Consider the following 22,243-nt stretch of genomic DNA (forward strand, 5'->3'; position numbering starts at 1 on the left):
TCGTTTCACGCTCGGTTGTCATGCATCGCGCCTCGCTTGAGGCTCAGAAAAGATACAGGCCTACTCCCAAACTGTCAACCCCCCCATCTCCACGAAATCTTGGAAGTGCGCCTCAGCGCTGCAAAAGCACCGTTTCCTGCACCTTCAGGCCCTGCTCCAGAGCGGCGCGGGCATGCTGACGGGCAGCCTCCAGGTCATGATTCCGGTAATTGCCACACTCCAGCTCGCTGACTCCGGGAATAGGCCGGTCGTGCGCCGCCGTGTCCTGCAAAGCAGCTTTAAAGGCCGTCAGGACCCCCTGTTCATCGGGTTCGCCAATCACGGCCATATACATGCCCGTGCGGCATCCCATCGGGGAGACGTCCACCACATCCTTCAAGTGATCGCGCAGGTATCCGGCGAGCAGGTGTTCAAGCGTGTGAATGGCCGCTGGATCGATGGCCCCGGCATTGGGCTGCAGCAACCGCAGATCGTACTTGCTGATGTGGTCGCCGCGCGGCGTGGTCTTGACACCGGCGAGCCGGATATAGGGAGCCTTGACCTTGGTGTGGTCCAGATCGAACGATTCAACATTTGCCATGTCAGGCATTGTGCGCGGCATGGGCCGTGAAGAAGGTGAAGCCTTTCCCGTCATGTGCGGGGCGTGGGCCGCGACCACACAGCAGTGCCGATCCATATACTGCGCGGCGTGCTAACGCCGACCGATTCTCTTCGCCGCATGCCGTTCTGGGTCGCCCTGACATTGACCGTTGCCCTGGTCGTGGCTGATCAGCTGCTCAAGGCGTGGGCGCTGGCGAACCTTACCGCCTGCACCGCGGCACCGTGCCCTCCCCCCACGCCCTTTATTCCGGGCGTGCTGGACTGGGTCCTGACCTTCAATACCGGAGCGGCGTGGAGCATGTTCAGCGGCAGCGCCCAGCCCCTGGCCCTGGGGCGCCTGCTTGTCGGCCTGGGCCTGCTGGTCTACCTGTTCCTGCGTCCCCAGAACCGCTTTCTGACTGTGGTGCTGAGCATGATCTCGGCGGGAGCCATCGGCAACGCCATAGACGGACTGCGCTTTGGCAAGGTCACCGACATGATCCATGCTCCGCCCCTGAGCGCCATTACACGCGCGCTGGGCCAGGGTGACTTCCCCATCTTCAACATTGCCGACAGCTGCGTGGTCATGGGTACCCTGCTGCTGCTGATCGGCAGCTTCATCGCGGACCGCAAAGCCAGGAACTGAGCTGGAAACAGGCGCCCTGTGCGGCGGGCAGGCAACGAAACAAATAGAGAAACCAAAAAAATGTCCCCTCCAACAGGAAGGGACATTTCGCTGAAGCGGAAACTCAGTTCAGACCAGGCTCTTGCGGCACTTCGAGCACACGCGCAGGCGCAGGCTGACTCCGCCGCGCGTGACCTGCAGGGGCTGCAGGTTGGGCTTCTGAACACGCTTGCTGATGCCCGTGACTTTGCGGCCCACGCCGCCCGCTGCCCGCGCCTTACCCCGGCGGATCACCGAGTTCACGACAATCGGCCCCTTGCCGCATACTTCGCACACTTTCGCCATGATGTTTCTCCTTACCTGAGTCAGATTCTTCTGCTGTGACCGGGGGCCGCACGCCCCTGGGGGCTGACGCCACGCCGGCCAGAATCCGACAAGCCTTCCGACTGTAGCACACCACTCTGGCCCCCGAAAAGGCATAAAAATCCGGATGTCCCACAGGGGGCATCCGGGATTCGGAAGGCTTGAAGAGGATCAGCGCAGAACGCGCAGCGCCTTGAGAATGGCAATCAGGATAACGCTGCCGATCACGCCCCAGATGATGCTCCAGAAGCTGAAGCCGTCGCCGGCGGCGTTGGCGCCCCCGATGTTCAGCAGTCCGGCAAAGATCCACTGCGCGAGCAAAGCCCCCACAATCCCGATCAGGATGTTGGCGATCGCGCCCTGCTGAGCGTCCGTCTTCATAATCAGGCTTGCCAGCCAACCACACAGCGCACCAACCAGAATAGTAATGATCCAACCCATGATGTTGCCCTCCTGTTTCGTCCCGTTGAGTTTCAACGCGAAGTACCCGTTGTGTTGGCAGCATGAAACCCGGCCCTGAGGGCAAATGTAGATGGCGGCACTTTCTAAGAACGCGCAAAAGATTGGGTGGATATCCTACAAACTTCGGTTAAGGTTTTGCTCCAAAACGGGCCTTTTTGGTCTCATTTCTGATTCCAGATTCAGGGTTGACCCGGACCGGCAAAAGCCCTGCCGCCTGGATATTTGTCTTACTCCCGGTCCAACCCCGCGTGTGGGGACCGCTAGCATGGCCGCATTCACCGCACGGTCCCGCAGGGGGCCTGCAGCCTGGAGGCTTCTCCCTATGCCCGGACTACTGGAACGCTACCGCCCCTACCTGCCCATCACAGCCAACACCCCCAATCTGTCGCTGCATGAGGGCAGCACGCCGCTGATCCACGCGCCCGTCCTGAGCCGCCACCTGGCAGTAGAGCTGTTCCTGAAGTACGAGGGGCTGAATCCCACCGGAAGCTTCAAGGACCGGGGCATGGTCATGGCGGTTGCCAAGGCGGTCGAGGATGGAGCGGACACCGTGATCTGCGCGAGCACCGGCAACACCAGCGCCGCCGCCGCCGCCTACGCCGCACGCTCGGGCCTGAAATGCATCGTGCTGATTCCCGACGGCAACATCGCGCTGGGCAAACTGGCCCAGGCCATGGCGTATGGAGCCAGAATCGTGGCCATTCAGGGCAACTTCGACGTGGCCCTGAACCTGGTCCGCGAGATCAGCGAGAAGCATCCCATCGCGCTGGTCAACAGCGTGAACCCCTACCGCCTGGAGGGGCAGAAGACCGCCGCCTTCGAGGTTGTGGACGAACTGGGAGCCGCCCCCGACCTCCTCGCGATTCCGGTGGGCAACGCCGGCAACATCAGCGCATACTGGATGGGTTTTCGCGAGTACCACACCCACGGCAAGATGGACAACCTGCCGCGCATGTGGGGCTTTCAGGCCGCCGGGGCCGCGCCGCTGGCCCGTGGCCTGGACCGGGTGGACAACCCCGAGACCATTGCAACCGCCATTCGCATCGGCGCGCCAGCCAGCGCCCACCTCGCGCGGGCGGCGGTCAGCCAGTCGGGTGGGCTGTTTGATCTGGTCACCGACGACGAGATCATGGAGGCCTACGCCCTGATCGCCGGGGAAGGCGTGTTCTGCGAGCCGGCCAGCGCGGCGCCGGTGGCCGGTCTGCTCAAGCTGCACGCGGCTGGAAAACTCCGGGCCGGACAACGGGTGGTGGCCGTCCTGACGGGCAACGGCCTGAAAGACCCCAGCAGCGCCATGCGCAACGTCGTTCCCCCGGTGGCGGTGGAGGCCCGGCTGGAGCGCGTGATGGAGGGCATTCTTTGAAGGTGGGCTGCCTGCACGCCCTTGCCGGCCACAGCATTCAGCAGCTGACACAGGGAGAGGCCCCGTGAGTGCTTTTGTGGTCCGGGCCCCTGCCAGCAGCGCCAACCTGGGCCCCGGGTTTGACAGCCTGGGCCTCAGCGTGCCGCTGTACACCACCCTGACGGTGACGCCGGGCGAGCGAACCGAGGTGGTGCCCCTGGGCCCGGAGCTGGAAGGCACGCCTGCCAACGAGGACAACTATGTCTACCGGGCCATGCTGCTCGTGGCCCAGCGCACCGGACAGCCGCTGCCCCCGGCCCGCGTGGAGATCCACACCGAGGTGCCGCTGGCCCGCGGCCTGGGCAGCAGCGCCGCCGCCCTGGTGGCAGGCATTGTGGCTGCCAACCGTCTACTCGGCAGCCCGCTGGACGACCACGCCGTGCTGGACGTGGCCGCCCGCGAGGAGGGCCACCCCGACAACGTGGCCCCGGCGCTGTTCGGGGGCATCGTTGTGGCCACGCTGGACAAGCTGGGCACCCATTATGTGCGCCTTGACCCGCCCGAACACCTGGGTGTCACGGTGCTCGTGCCCGATTTCGAGCTGAGCACCAGCAAGGCCCGCGCCGTCCTGCCCCGCGAGTACAGCCGCGCCGACACCATCCACGCCCTGTCGCACGCGGCGCTGCTCGCCGCCGCCCTGGCCCAGGGCCGTCTGGACCTGCTGCAGCACGCCATGCAGGACTACATTCATCAGGTCTGGCGTGCGCCGCTGGTCCCTGGCCTCAGCGACATTCTCGACGACGCGCACAAACACGGCGCGCTGGGCGCGGCCCTGTCCGGCGCGGGACCCACGGTACTGTGCTTCCATGACCAGCGCGGAACAACCGCTTCCCTGCACGCCTATCTGCTGGGAGTCATGAAAAAAAATGGGTTGACCGGGCGTGTGCTGGACCTGCCCATCGATACCCAGGGCACCCTGGTCACCCCGGCCGATTAAGTCCTCGGGCAAGGGATGGGGACCGCTATTTCATGCCCTCGTTGCCCGTCTGCTTGATCTGCTCCATGCGGCCCAGGGCCTCAAGCCACTCGTGCTCGGAGATTGATGCCAGCTCACGGCCGTCGTGGCGCTCGACCAGCACCTCGCGCATGGCCTCGGCCTCACGCAGGCTGGCGCCCTCGCGGCCCATGCGGTCCAGAATGGGATCAAGCTCCATGCCGCGGCCGACCTTCATGCCGCACGCTCCGACGCCGGACCGGGCCGGGCCCCCACGTTCACGGAGAACTCGGGTGTCTGCTGCCGCGTCACCTGCCACAAGGCCACTGTCGTCATGGCCTCACGGTAGCGGCCCACGGACTGGGGAGAGGTGAGGCGCAGGCGGCAGCTTCTTTAGGGTGCCGCGCCCCGGTTCGGCTCAGCGCTGCGGCAGGCGGACGCGGCTGCTCCCGCCTGCCGCAGCGGGCCTGCAAAGCCAATGAAAAAGCGAAAGACTCCGCACAGGACGGAGTCTTTCGCTTGTGGTGGCCAGAGCCGGACTTGAACCGGCGACCCAACGATTTTCAATCGTTTGCTCTACCAGCTGAGCTATCTAGCCGCGTTTCCCACACGGGGAAACCTTGGCGGTCCGGACGGGATTTGAACCCGCGACCTTCTGCGTGACAGGCAGATATGCTAACCGCTACACTACCGGACCAAGTGGAGATGACTGGTGTTTCTTGTGGTTGTCGCTGCCTTTAAAAAGCAGCGGGGTTAAGGATAGCCGCGCTCTCACAGCTTGTCAACCAGCAGACAATTCGGCCGACCATCCGCTTCTAGAACGGCACGGCCCGCACCCCCTGCAGGGCGGCGTCGGAGGTGGGCGCCGCGTCGTCCGCAAGCATCAGCTCCAGGTACTCGCGGTCATGCAGGGCGTCGATCATGGCGAAGCGGTGGTCGGCGTCCAGCAGGATCCCCCCCTCCACCTGGGTATGCCCGTAGACCCCGAAGTGCAGGCCCGCCATCTCCACGTACTGCGGGGTCTCACGAAACCAGCGTTTGGTGCTGGGATCGCCGTAGAACAGGTCATCGTAGTGGGCGTGGGCGGGCAGCGGGGAGACGTGGGCAAACTGGACCGCGCCCACCCGCACCTCGCGGGGAAAGCCTTCCATCCAGGCCCGGAGGTGGGCGGGCAACAGCACGCCGCCGTGTTGCGGATCGAACTCCAGGTGACTCAGGCCGCCGCCTGTGCCCAGCACGTATCCGCCGCTCAGAACCGCGTCGTCGTGGTTGCCCAGAATGATGTGGACCGCGTGGGGGGCCGCCTGCTGGTAGGTCCGCAGCCGCTCCAGCTGGATCACCTGGGCGCGCGCCGCCAGAAACAGGTGGTCGGGGTCGGCGGAATGGAAACGGGGCAGGCCGGTGAGGCGGGCATAGTCGCGCTCGCTCTTGGGATGCACCAGATCACCAATCAGCACAACCTGAAACAGCCCCGCGAGGACCGGAGCCGTCGGCAGACACTGGGCGTCGGCACAGCTCGCCGCGCGCAGAGCCGACCACAGCGTGTCGAAGTCGGCGTGAACGTCGCCAAAGGCCATGAACTTTCTCATGCCCGGTCAGTCTAGCCGCTCGCGGTCCCGGACAGGCGGGGCATGAGGCCGCCGTACCCCCGGGCCCCTCAGATGCGCTCCTCAGCCCTTCAGGATGGTCTGCAGCTCCTTGTAGATGGCGCGGCTCTCCTCCACCGTCTCGCCGTACCCGCTCATCAGGATGCGCGTGGCCTCCACTCCCTTGCCCGCGACGCGCAGCTGGTCGAGCAGGTCATTGATGTGGCTGCGGGCCTTGTCCATCTGTGGATCGCGCGGCGGCTCGGGCGGAAGTGCGGTCCCCGTGGGCAGGTCGGGCAGCGGCGCGTCGGCCTCGAGGTCGGCGGTGTTGGCGCCGTCTTCCGGATCGTAGGCCACCCAGTGACCGTCGCCGGCCGAGGTCAGACCGTAGGTGCGGGCCATGTCGGCCAGGGCGGCGCGCTTGGCGTCTTCCAGGGTGTGGGCACCCGCCAGCCCCTCGCGGCCCACGCCGAGCAGCACCACTCGGGCGCGCACCACCGGCGGCTGCACGCTCTCACAGACCCAGCCCAGCTCCCACTGGGGGTCCAGGCGCTCCAGGTGGGCGGCCATCTGGTCGGGATCGGGAACGGGAACGACGCGCGCCTGGTCGCCCCGGACTTCCAGGGTCGCCCAGGCGGTCATGCAGGCGCGCAGGGCCTCGCGCACGCGGTCAGGATCAGCCATGCCCGCCAGTGTAGCGGGACCGGGCCGCGCCGGGTCTGTGTTGCTTCTCGCCCTTGCGGGGCCCGCTTACTGACCAGGCTGCAGGCCCGGCGTCAGGGTCAGGCGGCGGGTCTGGCCCCAGTCGGCCGGATCGGTGCTCATGGGCAGGTACTCGCCCGCAACCCACTTCTTCTGCTGGTCACTGACGTGTGCGCCCAGCGGATTGCCGTCCTGCCCCAGGCTGCCGATGAAGATGCTGCGGTTGAGGTTCCCCAGATCCACGATCTGGCGGTAGCTGGGCCCGTGGGTCTGGCGGAAGGTGCCGGCCTCGGGACGGGCCACGTTGACGGTGTTGGTGCCGCCGTGGGTGGGCGCGCGGTGGTTGAACAGCCACGCGAGCGCTTCCACGTTTCCGAAGGCGCGGTGGTTGCTCGCCACCTGATGCAGCCGGCCGTAGGTCCAGCGCTGCGGATCACTGCCCAGGCGGGCGCTGAGGTCGTCCACCGCTGTTTTCAGCGAGGCGCTCAGAAAGGCGGCGCAGTTCTGGAGCTTGCGGGCCTCGTCGCGGCACAGCTCGCCGTTGGTCTGCAGCTGCCGCAAGGCGCTCAGGCTGTTCAGGGTCGTGTCGTCGCCCAGCTCGTCACGGGCCATGCCCTGCAGCGCCATCAGCCACGCCTCGAAGATGGTGGGGGCCACTGCCCCCGCCCGCTCGTCGCCGTCCCAGCCACGCAGCACCTCCAGCGCCCGGCGGCTGAGGTCATCCTCCGGCCGGGCCGCGAGCAGCGCCTCTTTCATGTCTCTCCAGACCAGGCTGACGGTGTCGAGCTGCACCGCCTTCACGTCCTCGACCGTGACCCCCGTGGGCCGGGCCTCCAGCAGCTGGGTGATGCGCTCGGCTCGGTACGGCTCGGCCCAGTTGCGCGGGTTGCTCAGGGCATAGGGGTAGCCGTCGGGCACGACCCGGTTGTTGGCGGTCACCACCAGTCCGTCGGCCGGATTGTACGTATGGGGCAGCGCGCCGAAGGGAATGTATCCCTGCCACTCGCGGCTGCCGTCCCCGCTGACCGGCAGGCTGCCGTCCCAGCCCTCGCGGACCGGCACCCGGCCCGGCGCGTAGTAGCCGGTGTTGCCGTCCACATCGGCGTACACGAAGTTCTGGCTGGGAGCCACGTACCTTTGCAGCGCGCGGGTGAAGTCGGTCCAGTTCTGGGCATAGTTCAGGCCCAGAAAGGCGTCCATGGTGGTGTCTCCCGGTTGCAGCGCCGTCCACTGCAGGGCCACGCGCGGCCCGACCGCCGCCGCGCCGGCGTCACTGACGATGGGGCCGTGCCGGCTTTCCCGCACGGTGAGCTGCAGGTCGGCCCCGCCCTTGACCCGGATGGTCTCCGTGCGCTCGGTGAGTGTGGCCGTCGCCGGCTCGATGTACAGGTCCTGCACATCGGGGTTCACGTTGGTCACGCCCCAGGCCACGCGCTCGTTGCGCCCGATCACGATGGCGGGCAGGCCCGGAATGCTGGCCCCGATGGCCTTCAGGGTCGGGCCCTGCAGGTCGGCGAGGTACCACAGCATCGGGCTGGTCAGGGCAAGGTGCGGATCGTCGGCCAGAATCGGCTTGCCGCTCGCGGTGCGGCTGCCACCGATCACCCAGTCGTTGCTGCCCTTGCCGGGAACGCGGTGCAGCCTCAGCTCCCGCGCGGCCTGCAGGTGGGCCTGCAGCGCCTGCACGGTGGCGGCGGGCAGGGCGGCGGTGTCGGGCAGGGGGGCGGGCACCGCGCCCGTCGCGGGCAGCTCGTCGGCACTGAGGATGGTGGGAGCGCCGGCCGGATAGGGGGCCGTGACCTCGTTCAGACCCGGCTGGCCCAGACGGGCCACGACGCGGGTGTTCAGAACCTCGTCATCCATGTTGCCGCCCAGGTCATAGGCCATCAGCTTGCTCCACGACACGCTGTCCACCTCGGTCCAGGCCTCCGGCGTGTAGCCCAGGATGCGGAACTCGGGCGCGACCTTGCCGCGCCGCATGGCCGCGTTCACGCCCGCCGTGTAGGCCCGTACCAGGGCGCGCGACTGTGCCGAGAGCTCCGGTAGCACCGACCCGGCGGCCCGCTGAAAGCCCCAGGTCCGCAAAAAGCGGTCCTGACCCAGCGCGGCCTCGCCCAGTACCTCCGAAAGACGCCCCTGCACCACCCGGCGCTGAAAGTCCATCTGCCACGCCCGGTCCTGCCAGTGCACGAAGCCCAGCGCAAACACCGCGTCCTCATCGGACGGTGCGCGGATGTGCGGCACCCCCCACTGATCGCGCGTGACCGTTACCTCGCCGCGCACGCCCAGCAGCTCCAGCGTGCCCGTTTCCTGCGGCAGCGAGGTCACCCGGACCCACCACACCACGCTCAGCGCCGCGAGCAGCACAAGCAGCACCAGCCACAATACGCCCCTGCCCCATTTGCTCCACGCTGACCCCCGACCTGTTCCCCGACGCACCATCCTGCCTCCTGTAAAGTGGCCGCAGCATAGCGGGCCAGGGCGCGCGCGCAGGACGCACAGTCGGCGGGCAGCTCAGGAAACGGACAGGGCCCGGGGGCTCAGAACTCCAGGTTCTGCAGGGCCGTGTTCGCGCGTTCCAGCGTGGGATGGGCCGGCAGGCGCCCGATCTGGGCGAGCAGCTCCGCCACCTGTGCGTGCGTCTGCTCGCCCAGCGGCTGCGGCGCGACCGGGGTGGCCACGGTGGGCTGGGGAGGCGTCAGGGTGCAGTCCAGCACGCAGAACTCGAAGGTCCAGTGTTCAGCCCCGGCGTCGGCCGGGCACGCGCCTTCGGAACGGTCTGCCCGGCCGTCTACCCGCGTCACCGCCGCGCCGTAGCCGTTGCCGAAGCGGAACAGCAGAAGTTCTCCACCGGGCAGCGTGTGCTGTTCGGGCAGACACAACACCTGGGGAAAGCAGGGATGGGCCGCAAGTGCGGCGGAACTGGAACCGGCGGGATGGTACACGGTCATGAACAGCACCCTCCTGGGGGTCTGACGTGGTGAAGACGCGGCAGAGCGGCGGAGCCACGCATCATGGCGGGTCATCCAGCGCTTCCCCGCACTGTAGAGGCGGCCGTCTTACCGGGTGCTGACTGCAGGCTCAGGCTTCATGGAGACCGCTCCCGGCTGCTGCCCGGTGGGGCGGGACGTCTACGCATCCCGGCGGCGCGTTACAGGGTGGAAGTGGCCTGCACCCACCAGTCCGGATGCCGCGCGGCCAGGGCGGCGGCGGCGGTGTGGGCGGCGGCGCCGTCTGTGGCCAGGGCAAAGCAGGTGCTGCCCGAACCGCTCATCAGGGGAGAGTGCAGGCCTGCCGCGTCCAGGGCGGCCAGCGCCGCGCGGATGGGGGCGTGCCGGGCGGCGACCCCGCCCTGCAGGGCATTGTGGTACGGCAGCGGGCGGCCCGCGCTCACGGCGGCCAGGATCGCTCCGGTGTCCAGCGCGGGCGTGAAGGCCTCCTCGTCGTCCAGCCAGGCGTAGGCGTCACGGGCGCTGACCTCCACCCCCGGATTGACGAGCACCAGCGCAAGGCGCGGCAGCGGCAGCGGTGTCAGAAGCTCGCCGACTCCCTCGGCGACGGCAGGCTGACCGAGCAGGAAGAAGGGCACATCTGCACCCAGCCGCAGCGCCAGGGCCGGCAGGTCCACCCGCGCCGGATAAAGCCGCGCCAGGGCCATCAGCGTGGTGGCTGCGTCGCTGCTGCCGCCGCCAAGACCAGAGGCCAGCGGAAGGTGTTTATGCAGCGTGATGGCCGCGCCGCCCGCCACCCCGGCCGCGTCCAGATAGGCGCGGGCAGCCCGGTAAACCAGATTGCCCTCATCCGTCGGCAGCCCGGCGCCCCACTCGCCCCGCACGCTCAGGCTCAGCGTATCCGCCGCCATGATCTCCAGATCGTCGCCCACAGCCAGCGGCACCATCAGCGAGTGCAGTTCGTGGTAACCGTCCTGCCGCAGGCCCCGCACGCTCAGGCCCAGGTTGATCTTGGCCGGGGCGAGGTAGGTCACGGGGCCGGGGCGGGTAACGGAATCGGGGCGGAGGCTAGCGCTCACGCCCCCCAGCATTCCACACCGGCCCCTGCGGCGGACGGTCCTCTTCCTCCCCGGCGTCCCACACCGGGGCCAGGGCGCGCGCCAGGGCCAGATCGCCGGGGGTGGTGACCTTGAACAGCCGGGCGTCCCCGCGCACCAGCCGCACCCGTCCCCCCTGCCGGGCGATCAGACCCGCGTCGTCGGTGGCGGCGTATCCGTCGGCCACGGCAGCTTCATGGGCCCGCAGCAGCAGCGCGCGGCGAAACCCCTGGGGCGTCTGCACGGCCCACAGGCCCGCGCGGGGCACCCCCTCGCCCCACGTCTCCCCCGGCCCCGCGCGCACCAGCGTGTCGGCCACCGGCAGCGCCACGCTGGCCGCGCCGGTTTCCGGGACCGCCTCCAGCAGCGCTCCCACCACCTGCGGGGGCACAAAGGGCCGGGCCGCGTCGTGAATCAGCACGGTGTCTGCCGCCGTCGCGCGCAGCAGGCGCAGCACGCTGTCCTGGCGGGTGGCGCCGCCCACGATGGCCCGCGCCGCGAGGCCGGGAGGCGGGGTCAGCCCTTCGGGCAGGGCCACCAGAACCTCGTCCACGTAAGGGGCTAGGGCGGCGACGCTGCGGGCAAGCAGACTCAGGCCGCCCACCGTCACCATCGCCTTGGGGCCCAGGCCCAGCCGGGTGCCGTCCCCGGCGGCGGGAATCAGGGCGGCGGTGGTGCCCGCGAGCAGGCAGGGGCCGCTCACGCGCCGTCCTCGCCCCAGCGCTGAAAGCCGGGAACATCCAGGCCAAACTGATCGAGGACCCGGGCGGTCACGAAGTGCAGCAGTTCCTCCACGCTCTGCGGCGCGTGGTAGAAGCCGGGACTGGCGGTCATGACGGTGGCGCCGGCGTCGTGCACGGCAAGCAGGTTCTGCAGGGTGGGCCGGGGCAGGGGGTCTTCACGCACCACCACCACCAGCGGGCGGCGCTCCTTGAGGGTGACGTGCGCCGCGCGCGGCAGCAGGGTGTCGGCAAAGCCGTGCGCCACCTTCGCCAGGGTGCCCGCGCTGCACGGAATGATCAGCATGCCGTCGGTGCGGTACGACCCGCTGGCGACGCTCGCCGCCAGATCGCGGTCCTCGTGAACCTGCGCGGCGTACCGGGTCAGGTCGGCGGGGCTCAGGCCTCCGCCCTCGGCGCTCATGACCCGCTTGGCGCCGCTGCTGACGATCAGGTGCGTTTCCACGCCCGCCGCCTGCAGGGCACGCAGCACCCCGTGTGCGTAGGGAATCCCACTGCCCCCCGACACGCCCACCACCAGCCTCACGGCATCTGCCTCATGGGCCGCAGGCTAGCAGGCACGCTGCGCCCCGGCTAGGGACAGGCCGCCGCCTCCGCCGTACCATGGAGGCATGACTTCCCTGTCTCCGGCTTCCGGCCCTGCCCTGGCCGACCAGCTGATCGGCGAGTACTGGCAGGGCGCGCACCTGACCGATCCCGACCTGCTGCGCCGTATGTGGGAAGCGGGACCGGTGCTGTATTCCGCCGCGCACGGGGTCGCGGTGCTGACCGGACACGCCGAGGTCACGGCCGCGCTGCGCCACCCCGGTACCCGCACCGGCAAGTACGGGGGCGGCACCCTTGCCCAGAGCGCGAGCTTCGCCGTGATGAGTCCGATGATGCTGTTTCACGACGGGACCAGCCACACGCGGCTGCGGTCGCTGACCCAGCGGGCCTTCACGCCGAGCGTGCTGGAGGAGAGCCGCGAGTTTATCGGGGCGCTGACCGACGACCTGCTGCGCGGGGCGCGGGAGGCAGGCGAGGTGGATTTCGTGCAGGCGGTGGCCTACCCGCTGCCGGTCACGGTGATCGTGCGCATGCTGGGCCTGACCGGCACGGACGCCGAGCGCTTCCGGACCTGGACCGAGAGCGTGGCCGATCTGCTGGGCGGCGTGAACGTGATGCCCGAGCGCTGGGGGCAAATCGAGGCCGATGCCCGCGACATGCGTGCCTACTTCCGCACGCTGGCCGATGACCTGCGCGCCTCGCCGCAGCCGGGCCTGCTCTCGGCGTTGGCGGCGGCCGAGGGCGAGGGCGGCCGCCTGAGCAGCGAGGAACTGCTCGCCAACGCCGTGTTGCTGCTCGCCGCCGGGCACGAGACGACCAGCAATCTGCTCTCGGGCAGCGTGCTCGCCCTGGCCCGCCACCCGGACCAGCGGGCGTGGCTGGCCCAGGACCCCGCTGGTCGGGCGGCGGCGGCCACCGAGGAACTGCTGCGCGTGCTGTCGCCGGTGCGCGGCAGCGGGCGCTTCACGACCCAGCCGCTCACGCTGGGGGGGGTGGACCTGCCGGCCGGCACCCCCCTGAGCCTGAGCTACGCGGCGGCCAACCGCGATCCACGCGTCTACCCTAAGCCCGACGCCCTGCAGCTGGCGCGCACAAATGCCCGCACCCACCTGGCCTTTGCCGGCGGGCCCCATTACTGCCTGGGTGCCACGCTGGCCCGCCTGGAAAGCGCCACCTTCCTGACCACCCTGATGACCCGCTTTCCCGGTTTTCAGGTGCCCGAGCAGCCGGTCAGCGACCGCCCCAACTTTGCCCTGCGCGGCCTGGAGCGCCTGAGCGTGCGGCTGTAGCGCTCCGGTTACCTGCCCGGACGGACCTCATGCCGCCGCAGGCGGGCGCCGCGCACTTCGGCGGTGAGAAAGGCCAGCGCGCCGATCAGGTAGGTGAAGGCCAGCAGGGCCGCGAGGACCGTCCGGACCGTCACCCCCGCCAGGGACGGCAGGGCCGTGAAGCCGCCGCCCCCTATGGGAGCCAGGGCCGCCACGGCCGCCGCCCAGACGAGCAGCAACATGCCGCCCCACGGGCTGTGCATCAGGCCCGTGCCCGGCAGCAGTACGGTAAGCACGCGGTACAGCGGCGGGCGCGCAGGCCGGGCGGCCGGACGCGGCAGCAGCAGCGACAGGGCGAGGCCCAGCCCGAGCAGCGCCGTGCCCAGCAACAGAATCCCCAGGCGCACGCTGCGGCCCGGCGCGGGAGTCAGCAGCCGCGCCGGACTGCGCAGCGCCTCGGCCAGCGTGTCGCTCAGGTCGCCGGTCACGGCGCGGGTCAGGCTGCGCTGGTCGGGGTAGCACAGCCGGGGCTGTCCGGACCGGTAATTGCGCTGGAAGATGGTGCCGGGGGTGCCAGGGTTCAGCCCCAGGTTGTAGGCCGCGGCGCTGAGGTCCGGGCGGGTCGAGAGGGCGGCGCGTTCCTGCTCGCGGGCCTGGGCGTCGTCTCCACGGGCCTGCGCGATCACGCCCAGGTTGTTCAGGGCGCAGGCGTCGGGCAGCGCGCCGGTGTACAGCTGCCGGGCCAGCGCGTCCTCGCCGTCGAGTTGCGCGGCCAGACCGCTGAGCAGGGCACTGTCGGGGCCAGGACGCAGGTCCAGGTCTCCCAGGCCTGCGTTGCCCCAGCCGCCACCGTAGGTGCCGGAGTTCAGGGCCGGGGCACGCAACGCCGCCCCCGCCAGATTGGCCCACTGCCAGCCGCCGACCGCGGTGAGCAGTCCAGCGACCAGCAGCAGCAGCAGCAGCCGTTCACTGAAAGAGGCGTAGGCGACGGTCACGTGGCGCGCGCGGGCCAGAGGACGGTGCAGCCACGACCGCCAGCGGCCCCCCAGCGGACGGGTTGTCTCGCCCTGAATCCGCCACGCACGCGCACCCAAGGTCAGCAGCGCGGCCGCCAGGGTCAGGACCAGGGCCAGCGTTGCCAGCCGGGCGGCGCCGCGCACACGGGTCAGTCCATCCTCACCGAGGTTGTACAGCGTGCCTGCCCGCAAGCTGCGCGCAAACTGCCGCCACTCCTCGGCCTCTCCGGCGCGTCCCTGGGTGTCCAGAATGCGGGCGTAGCGGGCGTACAGCGCCGGACCGCCCTCAAAGCGTGGGTGCAGGTCGCGCAGGTAGGCCATCCACGCCTCGGCGCGGGCCAGCCGGTTCTGGTCGAGCAGGGTACCCAGGTAGCCGCTGGGGTTGCCGTACGCGAACAGCGCCTCGCGGCTGACCGGCACATCGGGATCCAGACCCCGCGCGGCGGCGTCCCGGCGGGCCCGGTCCAGCGCGAGGTCGGCGGCGGCGGGAAATCCGGCGGCGTCCAGCCGCGCCGCGAGCTGCACCCACGCGAAAAACGGCAGCGGGGTGCCCAGCGCCCGCCTGACCGTGCTCAGCGCCGCGTACTGGTCTCCCCCCTTTTCCAGCCGCTGGGCCAGCCGCAGCAGCACGAAGGGGTTGCCGGGGTCCGCCGCCGCCGCCTGCCTCAGGTCGCCCGGCGCCACCGCGTCGGCCGCGCGGCGCAGCCAGCCGGTGACGGCCGGGTCCGGCGGAAACACCACCCGCTCCTGCACCTCCAGTCCTCCAGGCATGCTGCTCAGCGTGAAGTTCTCGGTGTAGCCGTCCCCCTGGGTGGTCACCCGGACCACCCCCCCCGAGGCGTCCAGCGAGGTCACGGGCCCCGGCAGATCGGCGCGGCCCAGCACCCGGCCCGAACCGCTGAAGGTGTACACCACCGGCCCGATCCCCACGAAGGTCAGGCCGCCCACCTCCAGCGGGCCGCTCAGCTCACCCAGTGCCGGGGGAAAGCGGCGCTCCCACACCAGCCGCGCGCCGTCCTCGTAGCGCAGGGTACGGCCCTCCAGCACCGGGGCGGCGTGTCCCCAGTTCCACAGGGCCAGCAGGGTCAGCAGTCCGCTCCACCGCCCGCCAGCGTGCCTCACGCTCCGCCTCGCCTGGCAACGACCGGAAAGGCGAGCAGGTGGGCGGCCCGCACCGCCATCACGGCTCCGCCCGCGAGCAGATCGGCCACCCCACCGCAGCGCAGGGCCAGCAGCAGCCCCAGCGGCACGGCCACCGCCGTGGCAAACGGCACGGCATTGAGCTGCAGCGCTGGTTGCAACGTGGCCCGGTACAGCGGAATCAGGGCCAGGGCCAGCGCCAGCGTGCCCAGCAGGGTCACTGGCGCCGCCGCCAGCAGCGCCCCCAGAAGCGGAGCGATGCCGGCACCGCCCCGGAACCGGAAATACAGCGGGTAGCAGTGCCCCAGCACCACGAACAGCGTTGCGAGCCACGTCATCTCCGGCACCAGCCAGCGGGCCAGCAGCACGGCAAGCACACCCTTGAGGATGTCTCCGGCGCCCACCAGGATGGCCGCGCGGCGCCCATACTGCCGGTAGGTGCCGCTGCCGCCGGGCAGGTCATGTGCGCGGATGTCCGCGCCGCGCCGCCGCGAGTACAGCACGCCCATCACCAGGGATCCGAGCAGGTAGGACAGGAGGGCGACCAGCGCGGACAGCATACGCGCCGCATTGTAGGGCAGCCCGCCCGCAAAAGCGGCGCTCCCCAGGCGTGGGCATCCGTGCAGGCGGGCCAGTGGTTCCGCTGCTCTAGACTCCGGCAGATGAGCACGCACGATCCCGCAGTGCCGGACCGGCCCACGGCGCCGGACCGCGCCGCCCTGTCGCGCGAGGAACTGCGCCGCTACTCGCGCCAGCTGCTCGTGCCCGAGTGGCACGCGGCGAATGCCCAGGAACGGCTGGGGCGGGCCTCGGTGCTGGTGGTGGGGGCCGGCGGGCTGGGGGGGCCGGTGATCGCGCAGCTCGCGGGAGCGGGCGTGGGATCCCTGCTGATTGCCGACGGAGACACCGTGGGCCTCAGCAACCTGCACCGGCAGGTGCTTTTTTCAGCCGAGGATGTGGGCCGCTCCAAGGCCGAGGTCGCGGCCGCCCGCGCTCAGGCCATCAATCCGCACGTCCGGGTGCAGACGGCGCCCGCCGTGAACGCCGCCAATCTGGACGGCCTGCTGGAGCGGGTCACCCTCGCCGTCGACGCCACCGACAACTTCGAGACCCGCTACGCTGTGGCCGACGCCTGCGTGCGGCTGGGGCGCGAGTGGGTGTGGGGCGCGGCAAGTGGGGTCAGCGGCATGGTCAGTGTGTTTGGCCCCGGACTGGGACTGCGCGACGTCTTTCCCGATCCCAGCGGCGCACCGTCGTGCGACGAGGCTGGGGTGTTGGGTCCGGTGCCCAACCTGGTGGGCAGCATGATGGCCCTGGAAGCCCTCAAGGTGCTGGGCGGCGTGGGGGAGCCGCTGCGCGGGCGCCTGTGGACCCTGGACGCCCTGTCGGGACGCAGCCGCATCCTGTCTCTGGCAGCGGCCACCGGTCTCTGAAAATCACAAATTCTCGTGCTGCACAGGGGCCAGAATCTTTCAATGACACTTATTGAACCTGCAAAGTGTGCTAAGCTGCATTTGAGCGACGAACTTCGGCTCAATTCCTGCAGGGAGGTTCAGGCATGACCAGAATGAACAGACCCGAAAGCGAAGCGGCTTCCAGAACATCGTCCGGCACGGGCAACAAGATTGCCAAGACCCAGATCGTGGACCACGTGGCAGAGCAGACGAGCCTGAACCGCAAACAGGCCGGCGAGGCGGTCAGCGCCATGCTCGACTGCATGATCTCGGCGCTGCGGGAGGGCCGGCGGGTGGGCCTGCCCGGCCTGGGCACCCTGAGCGTAACCCAGACTGCCGCGCGCACCGGAGTGCGCCCCGGCACCAGCCAGCGCATCCAGATTCCTGCCGGCAAGAAGGTGGCCTTCAAGGTCGCCAGCACCCTCAAGCAACAGCTCTAGGCGGCCGTGCCGGGCTGCGGCCCACGTGAGGGGCGAACCCGGGCCAGCCCCGCAGTTGCGCCCCTCCTCCTCCTTATCGTGGCCGCCCCAACTTTTAAGTGATCTTCATCATGGCGGCCCGCTGGCTTCCTTTGTGACCTCCCCTACCGGTCCCCCGGCGGGGGGTGGGTACCTTGGTCGGATGAGAAAATCGACAGGATTGATGCTGGCCGTGCTGGCAGGCAGTGTGCTGGGCAGCGTGGCTGCGGCCAAGCCCATCGTGGTGGGCAGCAAACTTGACCCCGAGGCCCAGATTCTGGGACAGATGATCGTGCTGACGCTGAAGAATGCCGGCTTGGACGTCACCGACAAGACCAACCTGGGCGATACCGGAGTGAACCGCAAGGCCATTCTGGCCGGTGAAATCGACGTGTACCCCGAGTACACCGGCAACGCGGTGTACCTGTTTCCCGCCGCCAAGATCACGTCCAAGCAGGCGGGCAATCCCGGCACCATCTACGGCTTGGCTCGCCAGCTGGACAGCAAGAACGGCATCACGTGGCTCAAGCCCGCCAGCGTCAACAACACCTGGGTCATCGCCGTGCCCGAGAAGCTCGCGAGCAGCGCGAAGCTGAGCAGTGTGGCCGATCTGGCCAAGTACCTCAATGCCGGCGGCAAGTTCAAGATGGCCGGCAGCCCCGAATTCTTTAACCGTCCCGATACCATGCCCGCTTTCGAGGCAACCTACGGCTTCAAGCTGAGCGCCGATCAGAAACTGGTGCTCGCGGGCGCGACCCCGCCCCAGACCCAGCAGGCCGCCGCCAACGGCACCAACGGCGTGAACGCAGCGATGGCCTACGGCACCGACGGCACCCTCTCGGCACTGAAGATGGTCGCCCTGAAAGACCCCAAGGGCGCGCAGGCGGTATACCAGCCGGCCGCGATCATCCGCACGGCGACCCTCAAGGCCAACCCGCAGATCGAGGCACTGCTGAACAAGACCTTCGCCACCCTCTCGCAGTCGACCCTGCAGGGCCTGAACGCCAAAGTAGCGCTGGAAGGCCGCACTGCCCGCGACGTGGCGCAGGAGTACCTCAAGGGCAAGGGGCTGATCAAGTGACGCCGGTCAGGTTGGGCCTTTTCCCCGTGTGGAACAAACAGTAACCATGGTCCAGCCTAACCGGAAGGGGGCGGCAGTCACGGAGACTGCCGCCCCGCTTCCGTCCCCGCCGCCCGGCCACGAAGCTGCCCGCTCCGACACCCAGGCGGTCCTGTGGCTGGCCGCCGTGCCCATGCTGGCGGCCGCCGCGCTGCCGTGGGTGCTGCTGCGGCCCAACCGACTGGCCCCCGGCGACTATCTGCGGCTGCCGGTTTCCCTGATCGTGCTGGTGGTGGCGCTGGCCCTGTTGCCGGCGCTGATTGCCCGCTGGCGACGCGCGGCGGTGTGGCTGCCCGCCGGAGCGGCCCTGGTGGCAGCCTTCTGGCTGCTGGGCACCCAGACCGCGGGCGCACTGGATGCGCAGACCTCTATTGCGCGGGCCAGCGCGGCCAGTGGGTTCTGGCTGTTCTTGCTGGGGGCGGGCACGGCCACCTACGGGGCAGGGCTGGCCGGTCAGCGCTCGGGTGGGGCGGCGCGGTGGCTGGCGTGGCTGTGGCTGCCTGCCATTGCAGCGCTGTTCCTGACCGGGCAGCTGTCCTCGTGGTCGGTGCTGATCGAGGGCCGCAACGAGGGACCGCGCTGGGTTCAGGAGCTGGCGCAGCACCTGCGGCTGGTGGGCAGCGCGCTGGGCCTGGCCGTCGTGATCGGCGTCCCGCTGGCAATCTGGGCGTCGGGGCGCGAGCGGGTGGCAGGGGCGGTGCTGGGTCTGGCCAACGCCGTACAGACGGTGCCCAGCCTCGCCCTGCTGGGCCTGCTGATCGCCCCACTCTCGGCGCTGGCCACCGCCTTTCCGCGCCTGCGCGAGCTGGGCATCAGCGGCATCGGGGTGGCCCCGGCGCTGACGGCCATGACGCTGTACGCGCTGCTGCCGGTGGTGCGCAACGGGGTGGTCGCCCTGACCGGCGTGCCGCCCGGCGCGGTGGACGCGGCCCGCGGCATGGGCATGACCCGCGCGCAGCGCTTCTGGCGGGTCCAGCTGCCGCTGGCGCTGCCGGTGTGGCTCACCGGCATCCGGCAGGCGGCCGTGCTGCTCGTGGGTGTGGCCGCCGTGGCCGCCCTGATCGGCGCGGGGGGGCTGGGCACCTATATCTTCAAGGGCCTGCAAAGTGCCGCCGCCGACCTGATCCTGCTGGGCGCGGTGCCCGCCGCACTGCTGGCCATCGGGCTGGACGCCGCGCTGCGCGGCCTGGAACGGCTGCTGGGCCGCCGCCTGGGGAGGGCGTGACATGATCGAACTGCAGCAGCTGGAAAAACGCTACGGCGAGACCCACGCCGTGCGCGACCTGAACCTGAGCTTTCCCGACGGCGAACTGACGGCCCTGCTCGGCCCCTCCGGCTGCGGCAAGACCACCACCCTGCGGATGATCAACCGCCTGATCGAGCCTTCGGGGGGGCGGGTGCTGCTCAACGGCCAGGACACGCGCGACCTGCGTCCCGAGGCGCTGCGGCGCGGCATCGGCTACGTGATTCAACAGATCGGTCTGTTTCCGCACCTCAGCGTGGCGCAGAACGTCGCCACCGTGCCCGACCTGCTGGGCCGGGACCGGGCGCAGACGCGCCGCCGGGTCGATGAGCTGCTGGAGCTGACCGGTCTGGACCCGGCGGTGTTCCGGGGCAAGAAACCCAGCGAGCTGTCGGGCGGACAGGCGCAGCGGGTGGGGGTGGCCCGCGCCCTGGCCGCCGATCCTCCGGTGCTGCTGATGGACGAGCCCTTCGGCGCACTTGACCCGCTGGCACGCGACACCCTGCAAGAAGCGTTCCGGGACATCCAGCGCCGCCTGCGCAAGACCGTCATCATGGTGACCCACGACATTGACGAGGCGCTGCGTCTGGGCGACCGGGTGGCGCTGATGCGGGCGGGACAGCTCGAGCAGTTCGGCACCCCCGACGACCTGATCCACCGCCCGGCCAGCGGGTTCGTGCGGCAGTTCCTGGGCGAGGACGCCACCCTGCGGCAACTCGCTGGACGCAACGTGACCGAGTTCCTGACGCCGGGCAGCGGACAGGCCGGGCTGCCGACCATCGAGGCGGCACTGAACGCCCGCAGCGCCCTGAGCGTCATGTTGCGCGAGGGCAGCGACGCCCTGAACGTCGTGCGTGATGGGGTGACGGTGGGCACCGTGACCTGGGCCGCCCTGCGCGGGGATGAGGTCGCCCCATCCTCCCGCGGGGTGGGCGGGTGATCCGCGTCAATGTCCGCGCCGCGCCCGTGGTCCGCCCGGCCCGGCGCATGGGGTGGACCGCGCTGCTGTGGCCCGCGTTGCTGCTGCTTGGGCTGGTGCCCGGTGCCCTCGCTCCGCTGATCAACTCCCTGCAGCTGGGAGAGGTGCCGGCCAGCTTCGATCCGCCCCTGTGGCGGCTGACGCTGACCCACCTGGGACTGGTGTTGCTGTCGACCGTGGTGGTCGTGCTGATCGGGCTGCCCATCGCGGTGGCCGTGACCCGTCCTCGCCGCGAGGCCCTGCGGCAACTCGCCGAAACCCTGGTCGGGCTGGGGCAGACGGTGCCCACCTTCGCCATTCTCGCGCTGGCGGTGCCGGTGCTGGGCTTTGGCTGGAAGCCCACGCTGCTGGGCCTGATCGCGTACGGCCTGGTGCCGGTGGTCAGCAATGCGGTGGCGGGCCTGCAGGCCGTTGATCCCGGCGCGCTGGACGCTGCCCGCGGCATGGGCATGACGGCGTGGCAGCGGCTGCGGCGGGTCGAGCTGCCGCTGGCCCTGCCGGTCATTCTGGCCGGCGTGCGCACCACCACGGTCTACAACGTCGGCACGGCCACGGTCGGCGCGGCGCTGGGGGCGGGCGGCCTGGGCGGACCAATCATCAACGGCCTGTCGCAGCAGAACACGGCCCTCGTGCTGGTCGGCGCTGTGCTGGCCGCCCTGCTGGCCCTGAGTCTGGACGCCCTGCTGGGCCTGCTGACCCCCGGACGGGCGCTGCAGGACACCTGACGGGAAGCCGCAACTGTAACGAGAGGTGTATTTCTCACTGTGCCGGCGTATTCTGGTGGGCATGTGGGACCCCTGGATCGCGTCTGGCTCTACGGGTCACCCCTGGACAATCCTGAACCAGCTGGCCCGGTCTGTTGTGCCGGGCCGGTTTGTTCAGGGAGACCCCTCCCCCGCGCGGCCTGCGGCGCAGTCGCCACGAGGGAACAGGGCACCCGATGAAAGGAGGCTCCTTGAAGCACATGGCTTTTGAAATCGGCGAGCGGGTGGTTTTGCCCCCCTACGGTCTTGGCGTGGTGAGTGGCACCTGCGAGCGTCCGCTGGACGGGCAGAACCACACCTATTACGAGCTGTGTTTCTCCCATACAGCCAGCCGCGCGTATGTACCCGTAGCGGCTCCGGAGGGCGCGGGCATGCGGGCAGCCCTCACCGAGCAGGAATTGCCCGAACTGCTGGCCCAGCTGCAGACCAGCACGCTGGACCTGCCGCGCCAGTGGGCCGCCCGGCAACGGCTGGTCGCCGAGATCATCGCGGGAGGCAATCCCTTTGAACTCGCCGTCCTGACCTGCGAGCTGCGCCGCTGGAACATCGAGCGTGGCCTGCCCGATCTTGACCGCCAGGCGCTGAGGCGGGCCATCAAGCTGCTGGAGCAGGAGGTCAGCGGTCTGGAGGACCAGAATGCGCAGCATGTTCAGCAGTTGCTGGACCGGGTCTGGCACGAGGCGCCTCAGAGCTGATTCCCGCTCAGGCGGGCAGCAAGCAGCCCAGAACAGAACTTCCAGACAGCAAGAAGCACCCCCCACCATAGAGGTGGGGGGTGCTGAACAGACATAACAGAACTCCGGTGAGGGAGGTG

23 protein-coding genes, 2 tRNA genes and 1 pseudogene are annotated in these 22,243 nt (G+C 69.7%); 11 read left to right on the plus strand and 15 right to left on the minus strand.

What is annotated here, in order from left to right:
• Nucleotides 1-112: 112 nt before the first annotated feature.
• A complete protein-coding gene (locus IEY21_RS15200; protein WP_188905200.1) occupies nucleotides 113-580 on the minus strand; it encodes an S-ribosylhomocysteine lyase in 468 nt (155 codons plus the stop codon).
• A gap of 84 nt (nucleotides 581-664) precedes the next feature.
• Between IEY21_RS15200 and lspA the strand changes: the two genes are divergently transcribed.
• The gene (gene lspA, locus IEY21_RS15205) at nucleotides 665-1,225 is read left to right on the plus strand and encodes a signal peptidase II (protein ID WP_373290528.1); all 561 of its coding nucleotides are present in this window, start codon (nucleotides 665-667) and stop codon (nucleotides 1,223-1,225) included.
• 108 nt (nucleotides 1,226-1,333) lie between these two features.
• Here the strand turns inward: lspA and rpmB are convergent, their stop codons facing one another.
• Nucleotides 1,334-1,549 (minus strand): 50S ribosomal protein L28, encoded by a 216-nt coding sequence (gene rpmB / locus IEY21_RS15210; protein ID WP_188905201.1) that lies wholly within the window; start codon nucleotides 1,547-1,549, stop codon nucleotides 1,334-1,336.
• A 189-nt stretch (nucleotides 1,550-1,738) separates the two neighbouring features.
• Nucleotides 1,739-2,008 carry a GlsB/YeaQ/YmgE family stress response membrane protein gene (locus tag IEY21_RS15215; RefSeq protein WP_188905202.1) on the minus strand — a complete coding sequence of 90 codons (270 nt, stop codon included), beginning with the start codon at nucleotides 2,006-2,008 and terminating at the stop codon, nucleotides 1,739-1,741.
• A 343-nt stretch (nucleotides 2,009-2,351) separates the two neighbouring features.
• Here IEY21_RS15215 and thrC point away from each other — a divergent pair, with 343 nt between their 5' ends.
• Together thrC and thrB are read left to right on the plus strand one after the other, a co-directional pair.
• Complete coding sequence (gene thrC / locus IEY21_RS15220) at nucleotides 2,352-3,392, plus strand: threonine synthase (protein WP_188905203.1); 1,041 nt, start codon at nucleotides 2,352-2,354, stop codon at nucleotides 3,390-3,392.
• 64 nt (nucleotides 3,393-3,456) lie between these two features.
• Nucleotides 3,457-4,368 (plus strand): homoserine kinase, encoded by a 912-nt coding sequence (gene thrB / locus IEY21_RS15225; protein WP_188905204.1) that lies wholly within the window; start codon nucleotides 3,457-3,459, stop codon nucleotides 4,366-4,368.
• A gap of 25 nt (nucleotides 4,369-4,393) precedes the next feature.
• Here the strand turns inward: thrB and IEY21_RS15230 are convergent, their stop codons facing one another.
• From IEY21_RS15230 to IEY21_RS15275, 10 genes and pseudogenes are all read right to left on the minus strand, one after another.
• Nucleotides 4,394-4,603: a hypothetical protein gene (locus tag IEY21_RS15230; RefSeq protein WP_188905205.1), complete on the minus strand. Its 210-nt coding sequence runs from the start codon at nucleotides 4,601-4,603 to the stop codon at nucleotides 4,394-4,396.
• A gap of 284 nt (nucleotides 4,604-4,887) precedes the next feature.
• A tRNA-Phe gene (locus IEY21_RS15235) sits at nucleotides 4,888-4,963 on the minus strand.
• Nucleotides 4,964-4,986: 23 nt separating this feature from the next.
• Nucleotides 4,987-5,062 (minus strand) — tRNA-Asp (locus IEY21_RS15240).
• A 118-nt stretch (nucleotides 5,063-5,180) separates the two neighbouring features.
• Entirely contained in the window at nucleotides 5,181-5,954 is a 774-nt protein-coding gene (locus tag IEY21_RS15245; RefSeq protein WP_188905206.1) for a metallophosphoesterase, read from the minus strand.
• 81 nt (nucleotides 5,955-6,035) lie between these two features.
• Nucleotides 6,036-6,635 (minus strand): single-stranded DNA-binding protein, encoded by a 600-nt coding sequence (locus IEY21_RS15250; protein WP_188905207.1) that lies wholly within the window; start codon nucleotides 6,633-6,635, stop codon nucleotides 6,036-6,038.
• 66 nt (nucleotides 6,636-6,701) lie between these two features.
• Entirely contained in the window at nucleotides 6,702-9,095 is a 2,394-nt protein-coding gene (locus IEY21_RS15255) for a penicillin acylase family protein (protein WP_188905208.1), read from the minus strand.
• 98 nt (nucleotides 9,096-9,193) lie between these two features.
• Nucleotides 9,194-9,604: a hypothetical protein gene (locus tag IEY21_RS15260; protein ID WP_188905209.1), complete on the minus strand. Its 411-nt coding sequence runs from the start codon at nucleotides 9,602-9,604 to the stop codon at nucleotides 9,194-9,196.
• A 200-nt stretch (nucleotides 9,605-9,804) separates the two neighbouring features.
• Nucleotides 9,805-10,683, minus strand: a complete 879-nt coding sequence (locus IEY21_RS15265; protein WP_229753154.1) for a 4-(cytidine 5'-diphospho)-2-C-methyl-D-erythritol kinase — start codon at nucleotides 10,681-10,683, stop codon at nucleotides 9,805-9,807.
• Nucleotides 10,673-11,404, minus strand: a complete 732-nt coding sequence (gene ispD, locus IEY21_RS15270; protein WP_188905211.1) for a 2-C-methyl-D-erythritol 4-phosphate cytidylyltransferase — start codon at nucleotides 11,402-11,404, stop codon at nucleotides 10,673-10,675. Before ispD ends, IEY21_RS15265 begins: the two co-directional genes overlap by 11 nt.
• Nucleotides 11,401-11,991 (minus strand): annotated as a pseudogene (locus IEY21_RS15275) (UbiX family flavin prenyltransferase); the annotation flags it as partial. The pseudogene IEY21_RS15275 and the gene ispD, both read right to left, overlap by 4 nt.
• 61 nt (nucleotides 11,992-12,052) lie before the next feature.
• On the opposite strand from IEY21_RS15275, the gene IEY21_RS15280 reads away from it, so the two are divergent.
• Entirely contained in the window at nucleotides 12,053-13,276 is a 1,224-nt protein-coding gene (locus tag IEY21_RS15280) for a cytochrome P450 (protein ID WP_188905213.1), read from the plus strand.
• A gap of 8 nt (nucleotides 13,277-13,284) precedes the next feature.
• On the opposite strand, the gene IEY21_RS15285 is transcribed toward IEY21_RS15280, so the two are convergent.
• Nucleotides 13,285-15,393: a hypothetical protein gene (locus IEY21_RS15285; protein WP_308424846.1), complete on the minus strand. Its 2,109-nt coding sequence runs from the start codon at nucleotides 15,391-15,393 to the stop codon at nucleotides 13,285-13,287.
• Entirely contained in the window at nucleotides 15,390-15,971 is a 582-nt protein-coding gene (locus IEY21_RS15290) for a glycerol-3-phosphate acyltransferase (RefSeq protein ID WP_188905214.1), read from the minus strand. The genes IEY21_RS15285 and IEY21_RS15290 overlap by 4 nt, the downstream gene beginning before the upstream one ends.
• Nucleotides 15,972-16,073: 102 nt before the next feature.
• On the opposite strand from IEY21_RS15290, the gene IEY21_RS15295 reads away from it, so the two are divergent.
• The 7 genes from IEY21_RS15295 to IEY21_RS15325 all read left to right on the plus strand — a co-directional run bounded on the left by IEY21_RS15295 (nucleotide 16,074) and on the right by IEY21_RS15325 (nucleotide 22,124).
• Nucleotides 16,074-16,844: a HesA/MoeB/ThiF family protein gene (locus IEY21_RS15295; RefSeq protein WP_188905215.1), complete on the plus strand. Its 771-nt coding sequence runs from the start codon at nucleotides 16,074-16,076 to the stop codon at nucleotides 16,842-16,844.
• Between the two features lie 125 nt (nucleotides 16,845-16,969).
• Complete coding sequence (locus tag IEY21_RS15300; protein ID WP_188905216.1) at nucleotides 16,970-17,305, plus strand: HU family DNA-binding protein; 336 nt, start codon at nucleotides 16,970-16,972, stop codon at nucleotides 17,303-17,305.
• Between the two features lie 181 nt (nucleotides 17,306-17,486).
• Nucleotides 17,487-18,404, plus strand: coding sequence for a glycine betaine ABC transporter substrate-binding protein (locus IEY21_RS15305; RefSeq protein ID WP_188905217.1), 918 nt, complete (start codon nucleotides 17,487-17,489; stop codon nucleotides 18,402-18,404).
• Nucleotides 18,405-18,450: 46 nt separating this feature from the next.
• A complete protein-coding gene (locus tag IEY21_RS15310; protein WP_308424847.1) occupies nucleotides 18,451-19,668 on the plus strand; it encodes an ABC transporter permease in 1,218 nt (405 codons plus the stop codon).
• A gap of 1 nt (nucleotide 19,669) precedes the next feature.
• On the plus strand, nucleotides 19,670-20,626 hold the full coding sequence (locus tag IEY21_RS15315; protein ID WP_188905218.1) for an ABC transporter ATP-binding protein: 957 nt from the start codon (nucleotides 19,670-19,672) through the stop codon (nucleotides 20,624-20,626).
• A 47-nt stretch (nucleotides 20,627-20,673) separates the two neighbouring features.
• Nucleotides 20,674-21,390, plus strand: a complete 717-nt coding sequence (locus IEY21_RS15320) for an ABC transporter permease (protein WP_188905223.1) — start codon at nucleotides 20,674-20,676, stop codon at nucleotides 21,388-21,390.
• A gap of 239 nt (nucleotides 21,391-21,629) precedes the next feature.
• Nucleotides 21,630-22,124 (plus strand): CarD family transcriptional regulator, encoded by a 495-nt coding sequence (locus IEY21_RS15325; RefSeq protein ID WP_229753155.1) that lies wholly within the window; start codon nucleotides 21,630-21,632, stop codon nucleotides 22,122-22,124.
• Nucleotides 22,125-22,243: the final 119 nt, after the last annotated feature.

Origin of the sequence: Deinococcus aerophilus, assembly GCF_014647075.1 — a bacterium.
Classification (GTDB): Bacteria; Deinococcota; Deinococci; order Deinococcales; family Deinococcaceae; genus Deinococcus; species Deinococcus aerophilus.